Source organism: Janthinobacterium sp. SUN120 (genome assembly GCF_030397735.1).
GTDB classification, from domain to species: domain Bacteria; phylum Pseudomonadota; class Gammaproteobacteria; order Burkholderiales; family Burkholderiaceae_D; genus Janthinobacterium; species Janthinobacterium kumbetense.
Map to the genome: position 1 here is coordinate 980,176 of NZ_JAPUBW010000002.1, position 18,084 is coordinate 998,259.

The 18,084-nt window shown below is 65.0% G+C and carries 14 protein-coding genes and 1 pseudogene; 6 read left to right on the top strand and 9 right to left on the bottom strand.

All coding sequences use genetic code 11. From position 1 onward, the window contains the following. Positions 1-16 precede the first annotated feature (16 nt). The 6 genes from O0879_RS14135 to O0879_RS14160 form a co-directional block, all read right to left on the bottom strand. Positions 17-844: a carbohydrate ABC transporter permease gene (locus O0879_RS14135; protein WP_099666743.1), complete on the bottom strand. Its 828-nt coding sequence runs from the start codon at positions 842-844 to the stop codon at positions 17-19. Continuing rightward, positions 832-1,722, bottom strand: coding sequence for a sugar ABC transporter permease (locus O0879_RS14140; RefSeq protein ID WP_289916951.1), 891 nt, complete (start codon positions 1,720-1,722; stop codon positions 832-834). The genes O0879_RS14135 and O0879_RS14140 overlap by 13 nt, the downstream gene beginning before the upstream one ends. Before the next feature lie 169 nt (positions 1,723-1,891). After that, complete coding sequence (locus O0879_RS14145) at positions 1,892-3,154, bottom strand: sugar ABC transporter substrate-binding protein (RefSeq protein ID WP_289917872.1); 1,263 nt, start codon at positions 3,152-3,154, stop codon at positions 1,892-1,894. A gap of 145 nt (positions 3,155-3,299) precedes the next feature. Further along, positions 3,300-3,830 carry a GNAT family N-acetyltransferase gene (locus O0879_RS14150; protein ID WP_289916952.1) on the bottom strand — a complete coding sequence of 177 codons (531 nt, stop codon included), beginning with the start codon at positions 3,828-3,830 and terminating at the stop codon, positions 3,300-3,302. Next, on the bottom strand, positions 3,827-4,345 hold the full coding sequence (locus tag O0879_RS14155) for an N-acetyltransferase (protein ID WP_099666740.1): 519 nt from the start codon (positions 4,343-4,345) through the stop codon (positions 3,827-3,829). Before O0879_RS14155 ends, O0879_RS14150 begins: the two co-directional genes overlap by 4 nt. A 36-nt stretch (positions 4,346-4,381) precedes the next feature. Then, positions 4,382-5,656 carry an amidohydrolase family protein gene (locus tag O0879_RS14160; protein ID WP_289916953.1) on the bottom strand — a complete coding sequence of 425 codons (1,275 nt, stop codon included), beginning with the start codon at positions 5,654-5,656 and terminating at the stop codon, positions 4,382-4,384. A 390-nt stretch (positions 5,657-6,046) separates the two neighbouring features. Between O0879_RS14160 and O0879_RS28575 the strand changes: the two are divergent. From O0879_RS28575 to O0879_RS14180, 5 genes and pseudogenes are all read left to right on the top strand, one after another. After that, a pseudogene (locus O0879_RS28575) lies at positions 6,047-6,373 on the top strand (phasin family protein); the annotation flags it as partial. Between the two features lie 117 nt (positions 6,374-6,490). Further along, the gene (locus O0879_RS28580; protein ID WP_354670192.1) at positions 6,491-6,901 is read left to right on the top strand and encodes a hypothetical protein; all 411 of its coding nucleotides are present in this window, start codon (positions 6,491-6,493) and stop codon (positions 6,899-6,901) included. A 165-nt stretch (positions 6,902-7,066) separates the two neighbouring features. Continuing rightward, a complete protein-coding gene (locus tag O0879_RS14170; protein ID WP_289916955.1) occupies positions 7,067-8,818 on the top strand; it encodes an ATP-binding cassette domain-containing protein in 1,752 nt (583 codons plus the stop codon). Beyond that, positions 8,808-10,616: an ABC transporter transmembrane domain-containing protein gene (locus O0879_RS14175; RefSeq protein WP_289916956.1), complete on the top strand. Its 1,809-nt coding sequence runs from the start codon at positions 8,808-8,810 to the stop codon at positions 10,614-10,616. Before O0879_RS14170 ends, O0879_RS14175 begins: the two co-directional genes overlap by 11 nt. Before the next feature lie 120 nt (positions 10,617-10,736). Then, a complete protein-coding gene (locus O0879_RS14180) occupies positions 10,737-12,860 on the top strand; it encodes a GGDEF domain-containing protein (protein ID WP_289916957.1) in 2,124 nt (707 codons plus the stop codon). A 57-nt stretch (positions 12,861-12,917) separates the two neighbouring features. Here the strand turns inward: O0879_RS14180 and O0879_RS14185 are convergent, their stop codons facing one another. Both O0879_RS14185 and O0879_RS14190 read right to left on the bottom strand, forming a co-directional pair. Next, entirely contained in the window at positions 12,918-13,247 is a 330-nt protein-coding gene (locus O0879_RS14185) for a hypothetical protein (RefSeq protein ID WP_289903778.1), read from the bottom strand. Between the two features lie 137 nt (positions 13,248-13,384). Then, a complete protein-coding gene (locus tag O0879_RS14190) occupies positions 13,385-14,659 on the bottom strand; it encodes a cytochrome c peroxidase (RefSeq protein WP_289917875.1) in 1,275 nt (424 codons plus the stop codon). Between the two features lie 166 nt (positions 14,660-14,825). Between O0879_RS14190 and acpA the strand changes: the two genes are divergently transcribed. Then, complete coding sequence (acpA, locus tag O0879_RS14195) at positions 14,826-16,946, top strand: acid phosphatase (RefSeq protein WP_289916958.1); 2,121 nt, start codon at positions 14,826-14,828, stop codon at positions 16,944-16,946. A gap of 65 nt (positions 16,947-17,011) precedes the next feature. On the opposite strand, the gene O0879_RS14200 is transcribed toward acpA, so the two are convergent. Continuing rightward, a complete protein-coding gene (locus tag O0879_RS14200; protein WP_289916959.1) occupies positions 17,012-17,935 on the bottom strand; it encodes a hypothetical protein in 924 nt (307 codons plus the stop codon). Positions 17,936-18,084: the final 149 nt, after the last annotated feature.

An 18,084-nucleotide genomic window follows, 5' to 3' on the forward strand; every position in this document is an offset into this window, starting at 1 on the left:
TCTTCCTTGTTTATCGTTATTTATGTTTGAGCATGGAGTTGAGCAACCGGCCCAGGATGCCGACGAACAGCAGCGGCGGCAACGCCAGTAGCACGGTGGAAGCGTTCACCACGCCCCACGGCACTTCCTGCCCCATCGAGGTAAACGCCGACGCCACCACGGGCAGGGTCATGCTCTTCGACGAGGTCAGCGCCAGCGCGATCATCAGTTCATTCCAGACCAGCACGAAGCTGAAGACGATGCCGCCCATCAGGGTCTTCGAGGCCACCGGCAGGGCAACGTGCCAGAACACCTGGTACGGGCCGTAGCCATCCAGCGCCGCCGCTTCCTCGATCTCTTTCGGGATGCGCGCAAAGGCGGGAATCGACAGCCAGATGATGGTCGACAAGGTCACCAGCAGATACGTCACCACCATCGACAGGCGCGAGTCGTACAAGCCCAGGTCGATCCAGATCGAAATCAGTGGAATGGCGACGGCCACGGGCGGCAAGAAGCGCAAGGACAGCAGGAAGAACTGGATATCCTTCTTGGCGGGCACCGGATAGCGGGCGATCGCATACGCGGCCGGCACGCCCAGCACGGCGCCCAGGAGCACGGCCACGCCAACGATGGCCACGCTGTTGCCCAGTCCCGTCAGCACTTCCGGACTGGCCAGCACCTGCTTGTAGTTGGCCAGGGTCGGGCTGAAGAAAAAGCGCGGCACGGGCGTGACGATGTCCATCAGCTCCTTGAAGGAATTGAGCACGGCCCACAGGATGGGAAACAGCGCCACCAGGACGATCACCGTGGTGATGGCAGTGGTGGTGACGGCGCCAAGGCCGCGCGTAACAGTCAGTTTTCCCATTTGGCGACCCGCTTCCAGAGTAAGGTAAAGATGACGGTGGTGGCCAGCATCATCAGCACGGCCATGCTGGACGCGTACGACACCTTGCCCATCAGGCCGATGCCTTGCGCATACGCGTACATGTCCAGCGTTTCGGTGGAGATGCCGGGGCCGCCCTTGGTCATCACGTAAATCAGGTCGAACGAGCGCAGCGACTCGACCATCTTGATGAACACGAGGCTCATGATGGGTACCTTCAGCATCGGCAGCGCAATGTACGCATACACCTGGAGCGTGCTGGCGTAGTCGAGGCGCGCCGCTTCCAGCGGTTCGGCGGGCAGGGTTTCCAGCAGCTTCAGGATGACGGCGCCGAAGAACAGGCCCCACTGCCAGATGTCGACCAGCGCCACCGCGTACAGGGCCGTGGCAGGGTCGGACAGCAAGGCCGTGCCGCCCAGGCCCACGCATTCAAGCAGCCAGTTCAAAATGCCCATCAGCGGCGAATACATGAACTTCCAGATGAAGGCGGCCGAGACGCGCGGCAGCAGCACCGGCACGATCAGGAGCAGCGCGATGATGTCGCGGGTGCGGCCCTTGACCCTTTCGAACAGGAACACGGCCAGCAGCACACCGACGATCAGCGAGCCGGCCACGGTGACCACTTCCCAGATGGCCGACACCTGCACGGCATTGACAAAGCGGCGGTCGCCGAACAGGCGGAGAAAATTGGCAAAGCCGATGTAGTCGCTGTCGCTGTAGCGCAGCACGCGGTTTTGCAGGGCCAGGTTGATGGCGGCGATGGTGGGCACCAGGCCCAGTATCAGCAGGACCAGCAGCGGCAGCGTCAGAAAGACGGCCGGCAGCCAGGTATGGCGTTTTTTACGGATGGAGTGCGGCATGGTGATGGCTTTCAAACGAGAACGGACAAGCAAACAGGCTGCGTTACGACACCTGACAAAACCGTAGCGAGCGGAAGGTAGAGGTGGCCGAGAAGCGGAACTGTGCTTTATGCACAGTGAGCATCGCAGGCCGCCCATACCGACGCGCAGCAGGTTTGGTCAGATGTCTCTATTTGCGCTTGCTGGCCCGTTGCATCACTTCCATGGCGTACTCATTCGCCTCATCGAGCGCGCTCTGCACGTCGCCGCGCGTGCCCGTAAACACTTCTTCCAGCACCACGCCCAGGTTGTCGCCGATGTCCGGCCACTCTGGGCTAGGCCAGATGGTGACGCGCGAGACGGGCGTGGTGTCCGTCAGGCCCGCCTGGATCTGCGGCTTGACGTGCTTGCGGAAATAGTCGCTGTTGATGGTGCTGGTGCGGTTGTAGTCGCTGAAGACGTTGTCCTTCAGGCGCGCCTGCTCCTGCTCCTTGCCCGTGGCAAAAGCGATGAACTTGCCGGCCGCCTGGCGCGTGCATTCATCCCTGGCGCCCGTGGCGGAAATGGCCAGGCCATGGCCGTACGCGGCCGACGCCAGCGGCGCGGGCGGGCGCACGTAGCCGACCTTGTCGACTACCGAGGATTTTTTCGGGTCTTCCATCCAGTCGGCGAAAGGCGTCGACTCGATCATGAAGGCCACCTTGCCCGACCTGAATGCTTCGAGCGCATTGCTCCAGTCGTAGGTGGCGCCGCCCGGCGGCGAATACTTGAACAGGTCGCGGTACAGGGTGGTCGCTTTCACGGCCTGCGGCGAATTGAAGGTCGGCACGCCGTCCTTTTCCCACTTGCCGCCGGCGGCCAGCATGAACGGCGACCAGCGCCAGACATTCATGCCCGAGCCGCGCTGGCCCCGCGCCGCCCAGCCGTAGACATTCGGCGGGCTGTTCATTTTCTTCACGGCGGCGACCAGTTCGTCGAGCGTCTTCGGCACGGCAATGCCGGCCTTTTCCAGCAGGTCGCGGCGGTAGAACAGGAAATCGCTGCCACCGATCAGGGGCGCGAAATACGCCACGCCCTTGTACGAGGCGACGGCGCGGCGGCCTGGCAGGAAGTCGTCGTAGTCGGCTTCCTTGGGCAGGTATTTGAGCAGGGGGACGACCCAGCCGGCCGTGGCAAATTCGGCCACGTTGGCTTCGTCGATGTAGTAGATCTGGTAGGAGCCGGCCTTGGTGGAAGCATCGAGTCTGGCCTTGGAGCGGCGGTCGTTTTCGCCGAAATAGCTGATTTGTACCTTGGTGCCGCTTTTCTTTTCATACTCGGCGAGGGTCTTTTCCATCACCGTCAGGCCCAGGCTTTTTTGCGCCAGCACCTTGATCACGGGCACCGAGCAGCTTTGCGCCGAGGCGTCTGCAAACCCGGCGGACATGAGGGCGCCCCATGCAACAGCAGTCATGATTTTCATAACACGTCTCCATTTTTATAGTCCGGCGGTTTTCCACCGGTAGGCCAACTATAAAAACAAAGACCGCGCGCCACCACTACAAAAGGCGCCGGTTTCTAAATACTTTTTTTCACTTCACCGATCCGGATTTGCCGCCTCAATCCTGGCGAAAATCCTTGCGGTAGATATTCGTCTCCCTGCCCTCCGGCGGCAGGCGCGAGAAACGTTCGAAGCGCAACCCCAGCTTGTTGAGCAGGTTGATCGACGCCTGGTTCTGCTGCGAAGTGATGCCGTACAGGGTGCGCAGGCGCAGCACCTGCTGCGCGTGCCGCACGATGGCGGCCGCCGCCTCGTAGGCATAGCCCTGACCCCAGTGGGCGGGGCGCACGGCATAGCCGATATCGGGGCCGGGCAGGCTGTCGCGCCGCACCAGGCCAGCCATGCCCACAGGCGCGCCATCGCTGCGGCGCTCGACGATGTACAGGGAATAGCCGTGCTCGCGGAACTGCGCCATCGGCCCCGTTTCCAGGGCCGCGCGGGCCGCCTCCACGGTGTGGAGATTACGCTGGCCGATATTGGCGATCCACGACGGGTCGTTGACCAGCTCCAGGTAGAAGGCCGCATCGTCCGGCGTCACGGTGCGCAGGCGCAGGCGCGGCGTCTCGCAGATGGTGATGGCGCCGCTCATGCCGGCCACTGCATCGGGTCGCTCAGCAGCTGGTACATCACGTAGGCGTCCACATAGCCCAGTTGCGCGTGGCGGTAGGCCAGCGGCAGGGTGGCGACCACCGTGAAGCCCAGTTTTTTCCACAGGGTGACGGCGGCCAGGTTGGTACTGACGACGAAGTTGAACTGCATCGCCAGGTAGCCCGCGCGGCGCGCTTCTTCCATGCAGTGCACGCCCAGCAGACGGCCCACGCCCACGCCCTGCGCGGCCGGATCGACCATGAACGAGGCATTGGCCACGTGCGAGCCATGGCCCGGCTGGTTCGCCACCAGCTTGTACATGCCCAGCAGCCGCTCCGTGCCCATCACGGCGACGAAGCTTTGCACGCCAGGGCCGAACCAGTAGGCGTGGCACGCTTCGCGCGTGGTATCGGCGGGGAAGGTATAGGTGTCGCCGGCGGCCACCAGCGTCTGGAAGATCGGCCACATGGCGTCAAAATCGGCTTCGGTGGCCGGGCGGATGTCAATTTCTTTCAAGGCGGTGCTCCCGATAACAAGTGATGGCTGATTGTATCAGCGCCCCAGGCGGAAATTCACGCTATCGGGCCGTCCCGGCAGGTGCAGGCGCGATTGCGCGCGGGGCGATTCGCTGACGACTTTCCCGCGCCGCAGCACCAGGCGCCGCGCCGCGCGCAGGCGAAACGCTTCCACCGTCGAACTGCAATCGAGGATCAGCAAGTCCGCATGGCAGCCGGGCGCGATGCCGTAGCCGTCCAGGCCCAGGATGCGCGCCGGCGTCTCCGTCACGGCCAGGAAGCAGTCGTGCATCGCTTGCTGTCCCGTCATCTGCGCCACGTGCAGTCCCATGTGCGCCACTTCCAGCATGTCGCCAGAACCGAGGCTGTACCACGGGTCCATCACGCAGTCGTGGCCAAAGGCGACGGGAATGCCGGCGGCCAGCATCTCGGGCACGCGCGTCATGCCGCGCCGCTTCGGATACGTATCGTGGCGCGCCTGCAAGGTGATGTTGATGAGGGGGTTGGCGATGGCCGCCACGCCCGCCTCGCGGATCAGCGGCAGCAGTTTGCTCACATAGTAATTGTCCATCGAATGCATGGACGTCAGGTGCGAACCCGTCACCCGGCCCTGCATGCCAAGGCGCTGGCTGTGGAAGGCCAGGGTTTCGATGTGGCGCGACAGCGGGTCGTCCGACTCGTCGCAATGCATGTCCACCATCAGGCCCCGTTCGCAGGCAAATTCGCACAGCAGGCGCACGGATTCCGCGCCGTCCGCCATGGTGCGTTCGAAATGCGGGATGCCGCCCACCACGTCGACGCCCATGGCAATGGCGCGCTTCAGATTGTCGAAGGCGCCCGGGCTGCGCAGGATGCCATCCTGCGGGAAGGCCACCAGCTGCAGATCCAGATACGGCGCCACCTGGCGTTTCACGTCGAGCAGCGCTTCGACGGCCAGCAGGCGCGGGTCGCAGATGTCCACGTGCGAGCGGATGGCCAGCAAGCCGCGCGCCACGGCCCAGTCGCAATACTGCAAGGCGCGGTCCACCAGCGCCTGCTGCGTCAATTGCGGCTTCAATTCGCCCCACAGGGCGATGCCTTCGAGCAAAGTACCGGAGGCGTTCACGCGCGGCAGGCCGTAGCTGAGCGTGGCATCCATGTGGAAGTGGGCGTCGACAAACGGCGGCGTGACCAGGTCGCCGGCGGCGTCGATCTCTTGCGCGCCCGTCACGGGCAAGGCGGGGCCGACGGCGGCGATGCGGCCACCCTCGATGGCGATATCGATGGCGCGGCGCCCGTCGGGCAGGCTGGCATTGCGGATGACTAGGTCCATGCGGACACTCCTTCGGTTGACTGCAGTACCTGGTGCTTCCAGTGCATTGTCATCTTATTTCCTCAAGGATGCTGCAGTGCACGAATATACTCACTGGCAAAAGCGTAGCCATAGATTCCATGACAACGCTTTGCGCACGCGCAAACTTTCTGCAAATGCTGCCAGGCGCATGAATACAGCCAGCCCGTGGCAAACATGCGGCGCACGCCCTTGAGAAAATAGCTTTCAACTAACTCGAATCACCGCTAGAATATTCATATTGCGTTGCATCATAAAAAGTCCATGATCAGCTTTTAGCGCGCTACCCACTTTACAAAACGCGGCCAACTCTGGTTTTCGTGATTTTGCAGAGCGTTTTGCCAGCATTTTAATCCGTACAAAGGAGTAAATATGTTTCCGCTTCCTGAACAATTTTCCAGCGCCGCCAAGTCGCAACTGGAAAGCCAGCTGCAAATCTTCAGCACCCTCACCAGCAAAGTCTTTGAAAGCGCCGAGAAAATCATCGCCCTGAACTTGAACGCAGGCAAGGCCGCCCTGTCGCATACGGCGGAAACGGCGCAGCACCTGCTGGAAACGCAGGACCCGCGCGACTTCTTCAGCTATAGCACCAGCCAGGCCCAGCCGAACATCGAAAGCGTGCTGGCCTACAGCCGCCAGCTGTTCGGCATCGCCTCGAGCACCCAGGCTGAATTGCTGGCCTCGGCCAAGGCCCGCCTCGATGCCGTCGCCCCTGCCATTGCTCCAGCGCCTGCCGCAGCCAAGCCAGCGCTGGCCGCCGTACCTGCGCCTGCGCCTGCAGCGGCACCTGCCCCCGTTGCCGCCAAGCCTGCCGACGTGGTCAAGCCTGCCGCCAAGGCAGCGCCAGCCCCCGCACCAGTCGCCGCGCCGGCAGCCAAACCGGAAGCGGCGCCTGCCAAGGTTGCCGAAAAGATTGCCGACAAGCCTGCCGTGAAAGCGGTCGAAGCCAAGCCGGCAGCCAAGCCTGAAGCGGCCAAGCCCGCACCGGCGCCCGTCGCCGCGCCAGCGAAAGCCGCCGCGCCAGCACCGGCCAAGCCGGCCGCGAAACCATTTCCTACGAGCAAACCGGCCGCCAAGCCGGCCAGCGCCGCCGGCAAGACCGTGGCCAAGGCCGCCGTGAAGCACACCCCTGCGCCAGCCGCCAAGCCGGCAGCCAAGGTTGCGCCCAAGGGCACGCCATCGAAACAGCTCGACATGCTGGGCGGCAAAGGCAGCGGTCGCAAGTAAGCCTCGCGCACGGCACTGATGCAGCAAAACAACGGGCTACGGCCCGTTTTTTGCGTGCCCGCCCACAGCGCGCTTTTCCGCCTTGTTGTATCCTACGCGTACTTTCCGTCCGCGTGCCCATCCTTCCGCCCCGCGACACCCCATTATTCAAAACAAAAGGTAACCATGAGTTTATCGAGGCTCATCGCCGGCTTCGTGCGTCAGCATTGGCCGGCGTATGCCGCCGCTGCCGTCATGCTGACCGGCGTGGCAACACTGACCGTCTGGATCCCGCGCCGCGTGGGCGCCATCATCGACGCCCTGGCCGCACACCGCATGACGGCGGCCGAACTGTGGCTTGAGCTGCTGACCCTGCTCGCCGTCGGCGTCGTCATCTACTTCCTGCGCGTGGGCTGGCGCATCACCCTGTTCAAGGCCGCCTACCAGCTGGGCGTGATGCTCCGCACGCGCTTCTACACGCGCATGTCGCAGCAAGGCGCGTCGTTCTACCAGAACCAGCGCACGGGCGACCTGATGGCGCTGGCGACCAACGACATCGACGCCATCGAAATGGCCGCCGGCGAAGCCATGCTGGCCGGCTTCGACGGCACCTTGACCCTGCTGATGGTGCTGGGCATCATGCTGCTGGGCGTGGACTGGCGCCTGGCCTGCATCGCCTTGCTGCCCTTTCCGCTGATGGGACTGGCCTTCTGGCGCATCTCCAGCCATATCCACACGGCGTCGACGGATTCATTGAAACGCTTTTCCGCGCTGAACGACCATGTGCAGGAATCGCTGTCGGGCGTGCGCACCCTGCGCGCGCTGGGCCTGGAAGAGCGCAGCAGCAAGCAGTTTTCCACCCTGGCCGGCCACGCGGCCAACGCCAGCCTGACGGCGCAGCGCTGGGAAGCGGCGTACGAGCCGGCCGTCGGCCTGACCCTGACGGCCGCCACGGCGCTGACCCTGGGCCTGGGCGGCTACCTCGTGTGGCAAGACCAGCTGACCATCGGCGCGCTGACGAGCTTTTCCATGTACCTGGGCCAGCTGATCTGGCCCATGTTCGCCGCCGGCTGGGTGCTCTCGCTGATCGAACGGGGCCGCGCCGCCTGGCAGCGCCTGCAGCCGATGCTCGATGCGCCGCTGGCCATCGACGACCATGGCAGCATCGCCACACTCACGCCCGGCCCCCTGCAATTGCAGGACATCGGCTTTGCGTACGCAGGCCAGACGGCGCCCGCGCTGTCCGGCATCTCGCTGCGCCTGCAGCCGGGCCAGACCCTGGGTCTGGTGGGCCCCACGGGCAGCGGCAAGTCGACCCTGCTGCGCGTGCTGCTGCGCCAGGTCACGCCGCAATCGGGCACGGCCACGTGGAATGGCCAGCCGCTGGACGCTTATACCTTACACGCGCTGCGCGCTGCCATCAGCTGGGTGCCGCAGGAATCGTTCCTGTTCTCCGCCACCATCGCCGACAATATCGCCCTGGCCCGTCCCGGCGCCACGCGCGAGGAAGTGGAACGGGCGGCGCAGCTGGCCGACATCCACGACGATATCCTGCAATTCCCCGACGGCTACCAGACCCACGTGGGCGAAAAAGGCATCACCCTGTCGGGCGGCCAGCGCCAGCGCGTGGCGATCGCCCGTGCCCTGCTGGCCGACAACGGCTTGCTGCTCTTGGATGATGCGCTGTCGGCCGTCGATACGGGCACGGAAACGCGCATCCTGCAGCACCTGGAAGAATTGCGCGCGCGCCGCCCCGAGCGCAGCGCCATCATCGCCAGCCACCGCCTGAGCGCCGTCGTCAACGCCGACCTGATTTTGGTCCTGCGCGATGGCCACGTGACGGAAACGGGCAACCACGACGCGCTGATGCAGCGCGACGGCTGGTATGCCAGCCAGTGGCGCTATCAACAACTGGAGGCCAGCCTCGATGCCATCTAAGAACGACCACGCCACCACCGCCACGCCATCCGTGCGCCGCCAGGCCGCGCAAGCCATCGGCCTGCTGCGTCGCGCCGCCGCGCCCGACCTGCGCCACCTGTACTGGGCCACGTTCTGGCTGATCCTCGCCGCCGCCCTGGAAGTGACGGGGCCGATCCTGGGCAAGGCCCTGATCGACCAGCATCTGCTGCCGCGCAATCTGGACTGGACGCGCATGTCGCTGCTGCTGGGCGGCTGCCTGCTGACGGGCTGGGTCGCTTCCGGCCTGCGCTACCTGCAGCTGGTGCGCCTGTCCGGCCTGGCCATGCGCTCGGTGCAGCGCCTGCGCGAAACCGTGTACCAGCACGTGCTGCGCCTGCCGATGAGTTTTTTCGACCGCGCCATCACGGGCCAGCTGGTCAGCCGCGTCACCAACGACACGGAAGCCGTGAAATCGCTGTACGTACAGGTGCTGTTCGTCATCCTCGACAGCTCCATCGTGCTGGTCGGCACCATGGCCGCCATGGCCTTCCTCGACTGGCGGCTGATGCTGATCGTGCTGGCCCTGCTGCCGGCCGTGCTGGTCATCGTCTTCCTGTACCAGCGCTGGAGCGCGCCGGCCGTCACGCGCGCGCGCGCCCTGCGCAGCGAAATCAACGGGCAGATCGCCGAATCGATCGGCGGCATGAGCGTGCTGCAGGCGAATAACGCGGAAAAGCGCTTCGGCGCGCGCTTCACGGGCATCAACCAGGACCATTACACGGCGCGCATGCAGGAATTGCGCGCCAACGCCTGGCTGCTGCGCCCCGCGCTCGACATGCTCAACATCGTGCTGCTGGCCGTCGTCATCTTCAGCTTCGGCCGGCGCGAGATGGGCGCCGTGGAAGTGGGCGTGCTGTACGCATTCATCAGCTACATCGCGCGCGTGATCGAACCCTTGATCCAGATCACCATGCAGTTCAGTCAATTGCAGCAATCTGTGGTGGCGACGGCGCGCGTCTCGGCCCTGCTGGACGAAGCGCAGGCGCTGGAACACGCGCAGGGCAGGGAAACACCAGCCCTGCGGCAAACGAAAGCGGGCGTCGACCTGCCCGCCGTGGACATTTCCCGCCTGACGTTCGCCTACGTGGAAAACCAGCCCGTGCTGCACGACCTGTCGTTGACCATCCCGCAAGGCGCCTTCTTCGGCATCGTCGGCCACACGGGCAGCGGCAAGTCGACCCTGCTCTCCTTGCTGCTGCGCTTCTACCCCGTCACACAGGGCAGCATCGCCATCAATGGCGTCGCCCTCGACAGCATCGACAACGAGCATTTCCGCGCCGACGTGGGCCTGGTGCCGCAAGACCCCTTCCTGCTGGCTGCCTCGGCGCGCGAAAACATCGACATGGGCCGCGGCTACACGCAGCAGCAGATCGAGACGGCCGCGCGCGCCGCGCATGCGCACGACTTCATCGCCGCGCTGGAACACGGCTACGACACGCCGCTGGGCGAAGGCGGCTCGCGCCTGTCGTCCGGGCAGAAGCAGCTGATCGCGATCGCCCGCGCGCTGGCCGGCCAGCCGCGCATCTTGCTGCTGGACGAAGCGACGTCGCGCATCGATAGCCAGACGGAGCAGATCGTGCAACTGGCCCTCAATGAATTGCGCGGCAAGGTGACCATCATCGCCATCGCCCACCGCCTGTCGACCATCCGCGAAGCCGACCGGATCATCGTCCTGAATCACGGCCGCATCACGGAAGCGGGGCCGCACGACGCCCTGATGCAGATCGAAGGCGGCCTGTACCAGCGCCTGTACCTGCTGCAGCAGCTGGCGCAGTAAGGGGGCCTTGTCAATGCCTGCCGTGTGCACTTTCGCAAATTTCTGCGCACCGCATGATATTTCTTGATTGCAACAGAATATAATCTGTTCAAGACAGGTGGTCATTGCGGGAGCGGGACGTTGGCAGGCAGACAGAGACGGGCATCATGGCGAAAGGCGCATTGGCTGCTGGTACTGGCCTGCCTGCTGCCGCCCGCCGTCCATGCCCAGGCCGGCAACCTGGAGCAGCAGATTGCCGCCGTGCGCGAAGATGGCCGCTTCGTGCCCGCGCGCGCCCTGCAGCGCCTGCAAGAGGTGGAAACGCAGGCGCGCAACGCCCCCCTGCCCGTGCGCGCGGAATTCCTGACCCAGCTGAGCACCGTCCGCATGCGCCTGGGGCAGAACGACCTCGCCATGCAGCTGGCCGAGGAGCTGATCGCCTACGCCCGCGCCAACAAGAACGACGTGGCGCTGGCGAAAGGCGTGCTCTGCAAGGCCTACATCACGTTTGCCCTGAACGAACGCCGCGCCTCGCACCTGCTGGCCTTCGAAGCGGAACGCATCGCCAACCGCACGGACGACTTGCCCGTGCGCGTGCAGGCGACCATCAGCGCGGGCCAGTCGTGGGCCGAGGAAGGCAATTTCCCGTTTGCGCTGGCCAAGCTGCAGGCGGCCGTCGACCTGGCGCGCCAGAGCAACTCCCCCACCAGCCTGGCCGCCGCCCTGAATGCCCTCACCCTGCTGTACACGCAGATGCGCGAATACGACAAGGGCTTCGCGGTGCTCGATGAATTGCTGGCCGTATCCGGCACCCTGGCGTCGCCGGGCCGTATGGCGCAGGCGAAGAATACGGAATACGGGCTGGCGCTCGACGCGCAGCAGCCGCAGCGGGGCCAGCGCGCCCTGCTGGCGGCCCTGGCGCTGGAACGCCAGCTGGACGCGCGCGGCATGGTGGCCGTTACCCTCGTCAACCTGTCGGACAGCTACCTGAAGGAAGGCGACTACGCGCGCGCGCTGCGCTATGCGAATGAAGCCATCACGGCGGGGCGCCTGGTCAACAATGAACAGGTGGAGGCGACGGCGCGCCTGAACATCGGCCAGGCGCTGATCGGCCAGGGACGCCTGCAGGAAGGCAAGCAAAGCGTGGCCACGGGCCTGGCCTACTACGAACGCACGGCCAACCAGCCGGACATGCAGGCCGTACTGCTGGAATATGGCACGGCGCTGGAAAAGGCGGGCGACCTGCGCGGCGCCGTGACGGCCTACCACCGCGAGCGGGGCATCTCGAACCAGTTGTTCGAGAAACAACGGCAAAAAGCCGTGTATGAGCTGCAAGAAAAGTATGAGGCGGAAAAGAAGCAGCGCCAGATCGAGCTGCTGAGCCGCGAAAATCAGCTCAAGAGCACGGAAATCGACAACCGCCGCCTGCAGCAGCGCGTGTGGTGGCTGCTGGCGCTGGTACTGGCCCTGGCGTCCGCCATCGTTGGCTTGCTGTACCGCAAGGTGCGCCACGCGAACGTGCAACTGAAGGTGAAAAACCAGGAACTCAAGCGCCAAAGTTCGCGCGACCCGCTGACGGCCCTGTACAACCGCCGCCATTTCCAGGAATTCATGCGCAGCCATGCGGGCAAGCCGCAGCCGGCCTACGGCGGCGCCGATGTCGTGGGCGCGCTGTTCCTGCTCGATGTCGACCATTTCAAGCACATCAACGACCGTTACGGCCATGCCGCGGGCGACCTGGTGCTGACGACGATCGCTGAAACCTTGCACGACGTATTGCGCGAAACGGACATGATCGTGCGCTGGGGCGGCGAGGAATTCCTCGCCTTCCTCCCGGCCGTCGCGCGCGACGGGCTCGACGATATTGCGCGGCGCATCCTCAACGGCATGGCGGCGCAAAGCATCCACTACCAGGGGCAGGCCATCCAAGTGCACGTCTCCGTGGGCTTCGCGCCCTATCCGCTGGCGCCGCTGGGACGCCCGCTCACGTGGGAACGCAGCGTCAACCTGATCGACATGGCCTTGTACCTGGCCAAGGCGCACGGGCGCAACCGGGCGTATGGCTTGCGCGGTTTTCAGCAGGTGGAAAGAACGACCCTGGAAGCGGTGGAACAAGACCTGGAGCGCGCGTGGCGCGACGGCTTTGTCGATTTGAGCGTGGTGCTGGGGGGAACGGACGGGGGCGATACTGCCGCTGCAGGCACGGCGACGCGGGACAGCCAGGCTGGCGCCAGCGATGGCGTGACCGCAGCCGCCGTCACCTGACGACCGCTGCGGGGAGCGGACCGGCCGTGGCCGGCCCTGGCGATGTTATTGCGATGATTACTTGTGCGCGGCGTCCTGCATCTTTTCGCCCGCTTTTTCCACTTTCTTGCCGACGGCGTCGGCCGCTTCGCTCATTTTCTTGTCGGCGTCAGCAGCGACCTGATCCATCTTGGCGCCCGTATCGGCAGCGGCCTGGCTCACGGCAGTGTCAGCCTTGGCAGCGGCGGCCTTGATGTCGGCTTCAGCCTTGGCAGCGGCCGCATCGATCTTCTGGCCAGCCTGTTCCGCAGGGCCTGCGGCGACATCGCTCTTCTTCTGGCAGGCAGCCAGTGCCACGACCATCATCCCGGCGGCGCACACGGTCATCCAATTTTTGCTTACTTTCATGATATTCCCTTTCATTGTTATCAAAAGACACAGATCAGTTCGCAATATACACCTGCCTAAAATTTTCTAGCGTGCGCTAACGCACATAAAAACACGCTTTTGTGGCGTAGTTGTAAGCAATGGTATCTTGATATTTTTTAGCCATGTTTTCCCTGCGCAGGACCGGGCGCCCGATAGCCATCCGTCAGAGTATGCAGGAAGGCGATCACGTCGGCGATCTCCGCCGCGTTCAGGGCGGGCGCCTGGCCCGGCTGGCGGTCGAACGGCGCTTCCACGTTCACGTTCGCTTCCATTCCCGGCGGCATATCGTTGTATTTTCGCACCTTGCCGTTCTTATCCTTTGGATACCACTTTTGCGGCGCCGTATCGCGCTGCACGTAAAAACGCAGTACCTGCTCCAGGCTGGTAAAGCTGCCGTTGTGGAAAAACACCTTGCGCAGGGCGACGTTGCGCAGGGACGGCGTCTTGAAGCTGCCGCAATATTCCTTGTGCTGCGTCAAGTCGGTGCGGTCCGGGCCGCACAATCCCAGGTCAAAGAACGCCGGGTCCGCATTGACCGGCAGCTTGCCGTTGCGCGGCACGCCGATATTGATCAAGCCGTAATCCGTAAATTGCGGGAAGGCGCCGCCGGCACTCACCTGGCTGATATGGCAGGAGGCGCAATTGCCCTTGCGTTCATCGTTGAACAGGGCCAGGCCGCGCGCTTCCTGCGGGCTCAGGACGGCCTGCTTGCGCAGCACGGCATCGTACTTGCTCGTGTAGGGATAGAAGTCGGCCGGGCTTTCCTGGAACACTTCCAGCGACATCAGCGCCCAGCGCAGCGCCTGGCCCGGCTGTTCGAAAATATCCGCGCCATACGTCTGGCGGAACTGCGCCGCCAGCGGGCCGGCCCGCAGCTTGGCGACGACGGCGGCCCCGTCGCGGTTACCCATCTCGCGCGGCGACAACAACGGCGCCAGCGCCTGCTCATGGCCGGACTGGGCACGGCCATCCCAGTTGCGCCCGCCCGTGGGGCCCGCGTCGACGCTGTCGTCGCCATCGTCGTCATGGAAATGCTCGGTAAAGGCGGGCGCCGTCTGCAGGTAGCGCAGCGACGGCGCGGCCCGCGTGCCCGCGTCCTTCAGCTCAGGGCCGCCCAGCTGCACCGCCAGCCCGTTCGGCGGGCCGTACGCATGCTCGGGACTGTGGCAGCTGGCGCAGGCCAGCTTGCCCGACACGGACAGGCTGGGCTCGAAAAACATGGCGCGGCCCATGGCCGTCATTGCCGCCACCGATGGCTGGCGCTTCAAGCTCGGCGCGTAGGCCGCGGCCAGATAGGCGGGCGCGGGGGCGGCCTGGGCTTCCGGCGGCGGCGCGGGCTGGCAAGCGGACAGCATGCAAAGGGCAAGCAGCAGAGGGGGTATCGTTTTCATCATGGGCTGGCAGCGTAGCAACGGCATGTGACAGCTGCGTGACAAAACCCCGCAAAACCTCATGTATCAAGTTCGTACATTACGTCATGTAACAGGCGCTGACATGTCACGCAGCTGACATATTGCCTGCCTAGCATGCGACGTTTTCCACCCAGAAGGCATGAACATGAACTTGCACGCAAAACCCTCCCTGCGGCCCCTGCCGTTGTTACTGTCGCTTGGCCTGGCCGCCTGCGGCAGCGACTATGCGATCACCCCCAGCACCCAAGGCCAGGTGATCGGCAGCTACTATGAAAACGCCCAGGTGTGCCTGGAAAGCCCCACCGCCAAGCTGACGTGCGACAACGCCTCCGCCACCGTGCGCACGGCCGCCGACGGCAGCTACACGCTGGACGGCCAGGGCGCCGTGCTGGTGACCATCGGCACGGACGCCATCCGCCATGAAGCCATCGGCGACAGCGGCAGCAAGGTGACGCAAAAACTGCTGCTGCGCGCTCCCGCCGGCCACAGCGCGTTTGTGAGCGCCCTGTCGACGGAACTGGCGCAAGTCATGGATGGCAACGGCGGCGACTTTGCGGCCGCCAGCAGCAAGCTGGCCGCGCGCCTGGGCGTGTCGGAAGCGGGCCTGGCGTCCGACTTCAACAAGGCCAGCGGCGACGAGCTGGCGAAACTGAAGGCGGAAAACGCCAGCGTGACGGCCTTGATCGCCAGCGCCAGCACGCAAGCGGCGCCCGCCGATGCGCTGGCCGCCCTGAACGGCGCCCTGGCGCTGAACAATATCCAGACCATCGTCGTCATCTACGCGGAAAACCGCGGCTTCGACAACCTGTACGGCCTGTTCCCGGGCGCGAATGGCGTGCCGGGCGTCAATCCGACATCAACCTCCTCGTATGTCGCGCAGAAAGACATCGACGGCAGTACCCTGCCCGTGCTGCCGCCCACTTGGGGCGGCATGACGGCGGCCGGCCAGAGCACCGTCATCACGCAGGCGCAATCGGCCAACCTGCCGAACAAACCGTTCCAGATCGACGACGCCAGCAGCCCGCTGTACCTGCCGCAATCGGTCATCACGCGCGACCTGGTGCACCGCTTCTACAACAACCAGATGCAGATCAACGGCGGCGCCAACGACAAGTTCGCCGCGTACTCCGACGCGGGTGGCCTGAGCATGGGCTATTACGACGGCAGCAAGATGCAGCTGTGGGACATCGCCAGGCAATATGCGCTGGCCGACAACCTATTCATCGGCGCCTTCGGCGGCTCCTTCCTCACGCACCAGTACCTGATCTGCGCCTGCGCCCCCACCTACCCGAACGCCGACACCTCGGTGGCCAAGGGCTCGATCGCCAAGATCGACGTCGATGCCAAGGGCAACTTCCTGCGCCTGACGCCGTCCGCCACGGCGCCGGGCACCGTCCTGAACGGCGCGCCCGCCTATGCCAATGACGGCGCGCTGACGCCGGCCGACAGCACGGGCATGTTCTATGCCGTCAACACCATGCAGCCGCCGTTCCAGCCCAGCAGCAACGCGCCGGCGTCCGGCGACAGCAGCAAGTTGTATGCGGATACCAGCAAGGCCACCACCCTGCCGCAGCAGACGCAGACGAATATCGGTGATTTGCTTTCAGGCAAGAACATCGACTGGGCCTGGTATGCAGGCGCCTGGAAAGACACGACGGCCCTGGCCACAGCCAGCGCGCGCGCCGGCAGCTTCCCGAATCCGCCGAACTTCCAGTTCCACCACCAGCCGTTCAATTACTTTGCGAATATGGACCCCGTGAAGGCGCCCGCCTACCGCGCCGCCCACCTGCGCGACTTCGACAGCCAGTTCCTCAGCGATGCCAGCGCCGGCAAGCTGCCGCCCGTGACCTTCTACAAGCCGCAGGGTAACCTGAACCAGCACGCGGGCTATGCCAGCGTGGCCGACGGCGACGCGCACATCGCCAGCGTCATCGCCCAGCTGAAGAAAAGTCCGCAATGGAAGAACATGCTGGTCATCGTCACCTACGATGAAAACGGCGGCTTTTACGATCACGCGGCGCCGCCGAAGGGCGACCGCTGGGGTCCCGGCACGCGCGTGCCCGCCATCCTCGTCTCGCCGTATGTGAAAAAGGGTTTAGTTGATCATACGCAATACGATTCGGCTTCCATCCTGCGCGCCATCACGCACCGTTTTGCGTTGCCCGTGCTCGATGGCTTGAGCACGCGCGACAAGGCGCTGGTGGCCAACGGCGGCAAGCCGATGGGCGACTTCAGCGCGGCGCTGGCGCTGGTACCGCAAGAGTAATCGCGCTCGCCGACAGGCGCGACGCCCGCACGGCCTGGCCGCGGTGGGCGTTTTTCATGCTGGGATTATTGGCCCGCTCCCGGGGCCGCATCGAGCAGCGAACGCTCGAGCAATTGCGACAACGCCGTGCGCAGCGTCTGCGTGCGCGCCGCCAGTTCCGGCCGTTTGTAGCGCTCGGCGGCGATCAGGCTGTTTTCCAGGCAGACCCGGTCCGACCTGGCCAGGCAGGCGTCGGCCAGGTCGAGCTGGGCGCTGGCCAGTGCCACTTTCACCTTGGCATCGAGTTCCAGGGTGTCGGGATCGTCGCCCCATCGTTTCACGTAGGCGGCCAGGCGCGTGGCGGCCAGATCCGGCTTGCCCCCATCGAGGGCCTGGCTGACGCTGTCTTGCAGCGCCGTCCACGCCTGTGCCCGCTGCTGTTGCCTGTCGCAGGCGGCGGCGGACTTGGTGATGCTTGCCTGCAAACGTTTCAGGTGCGCGGCGGGCGCCTTGGCGCTTTTCAGCACGGCCAGCGCGCTGCGCGCCCCGTCCAGGTCGCACTGCGCCGCCAGCGCCGTGGCGGCCTCGACCTGTTCCGCCACGCTGGCTGGCTTGTCGGCGGGCTTGTTGAAGAACCAGATACCGGTCAATACCACTGCCGCCGCGATCCACGTGCGCAAGCGCACGGGCGGGCGCGGTGGCGGCACCGAACCCTTGACGGCCGGTTTCGCGGGCGGCGCCTTGGCCGCCGCGGCAGGCGCTGGCGGGATTGCCTGGGGAACGGGTGCGGGCTGCGGCGCGGGCTGCGGCATGGGAGCAGGCGCAGGCGTGGGAGGCGCGACGGGCACGGGCGGCGGCATGCGCGGCACCGGCGGCGGCGCCACGGCTTTCTCCAGGACAGGCGCTTGCGCTATCTGGCGCGCGCCGCAAAACGGGCAATGCGCCACGCGCAGCGGCAAGGTCCGGCCGCAAGCGGCGTTGATGCAAACGTCATTCACTGTTTCAAGCACATTCCAACCTTTTCCTGGAGTCATTCCACTGCGTTCTGCCGCAATATTACCTTACGCAAGCACGGCAACGGCGCAACGGCGCCGTGTTTCATGGCCTTGATACCGATCAAAAAGCATCCGCCGCAGCGGTCTAAGCTACCAGCAGCGGC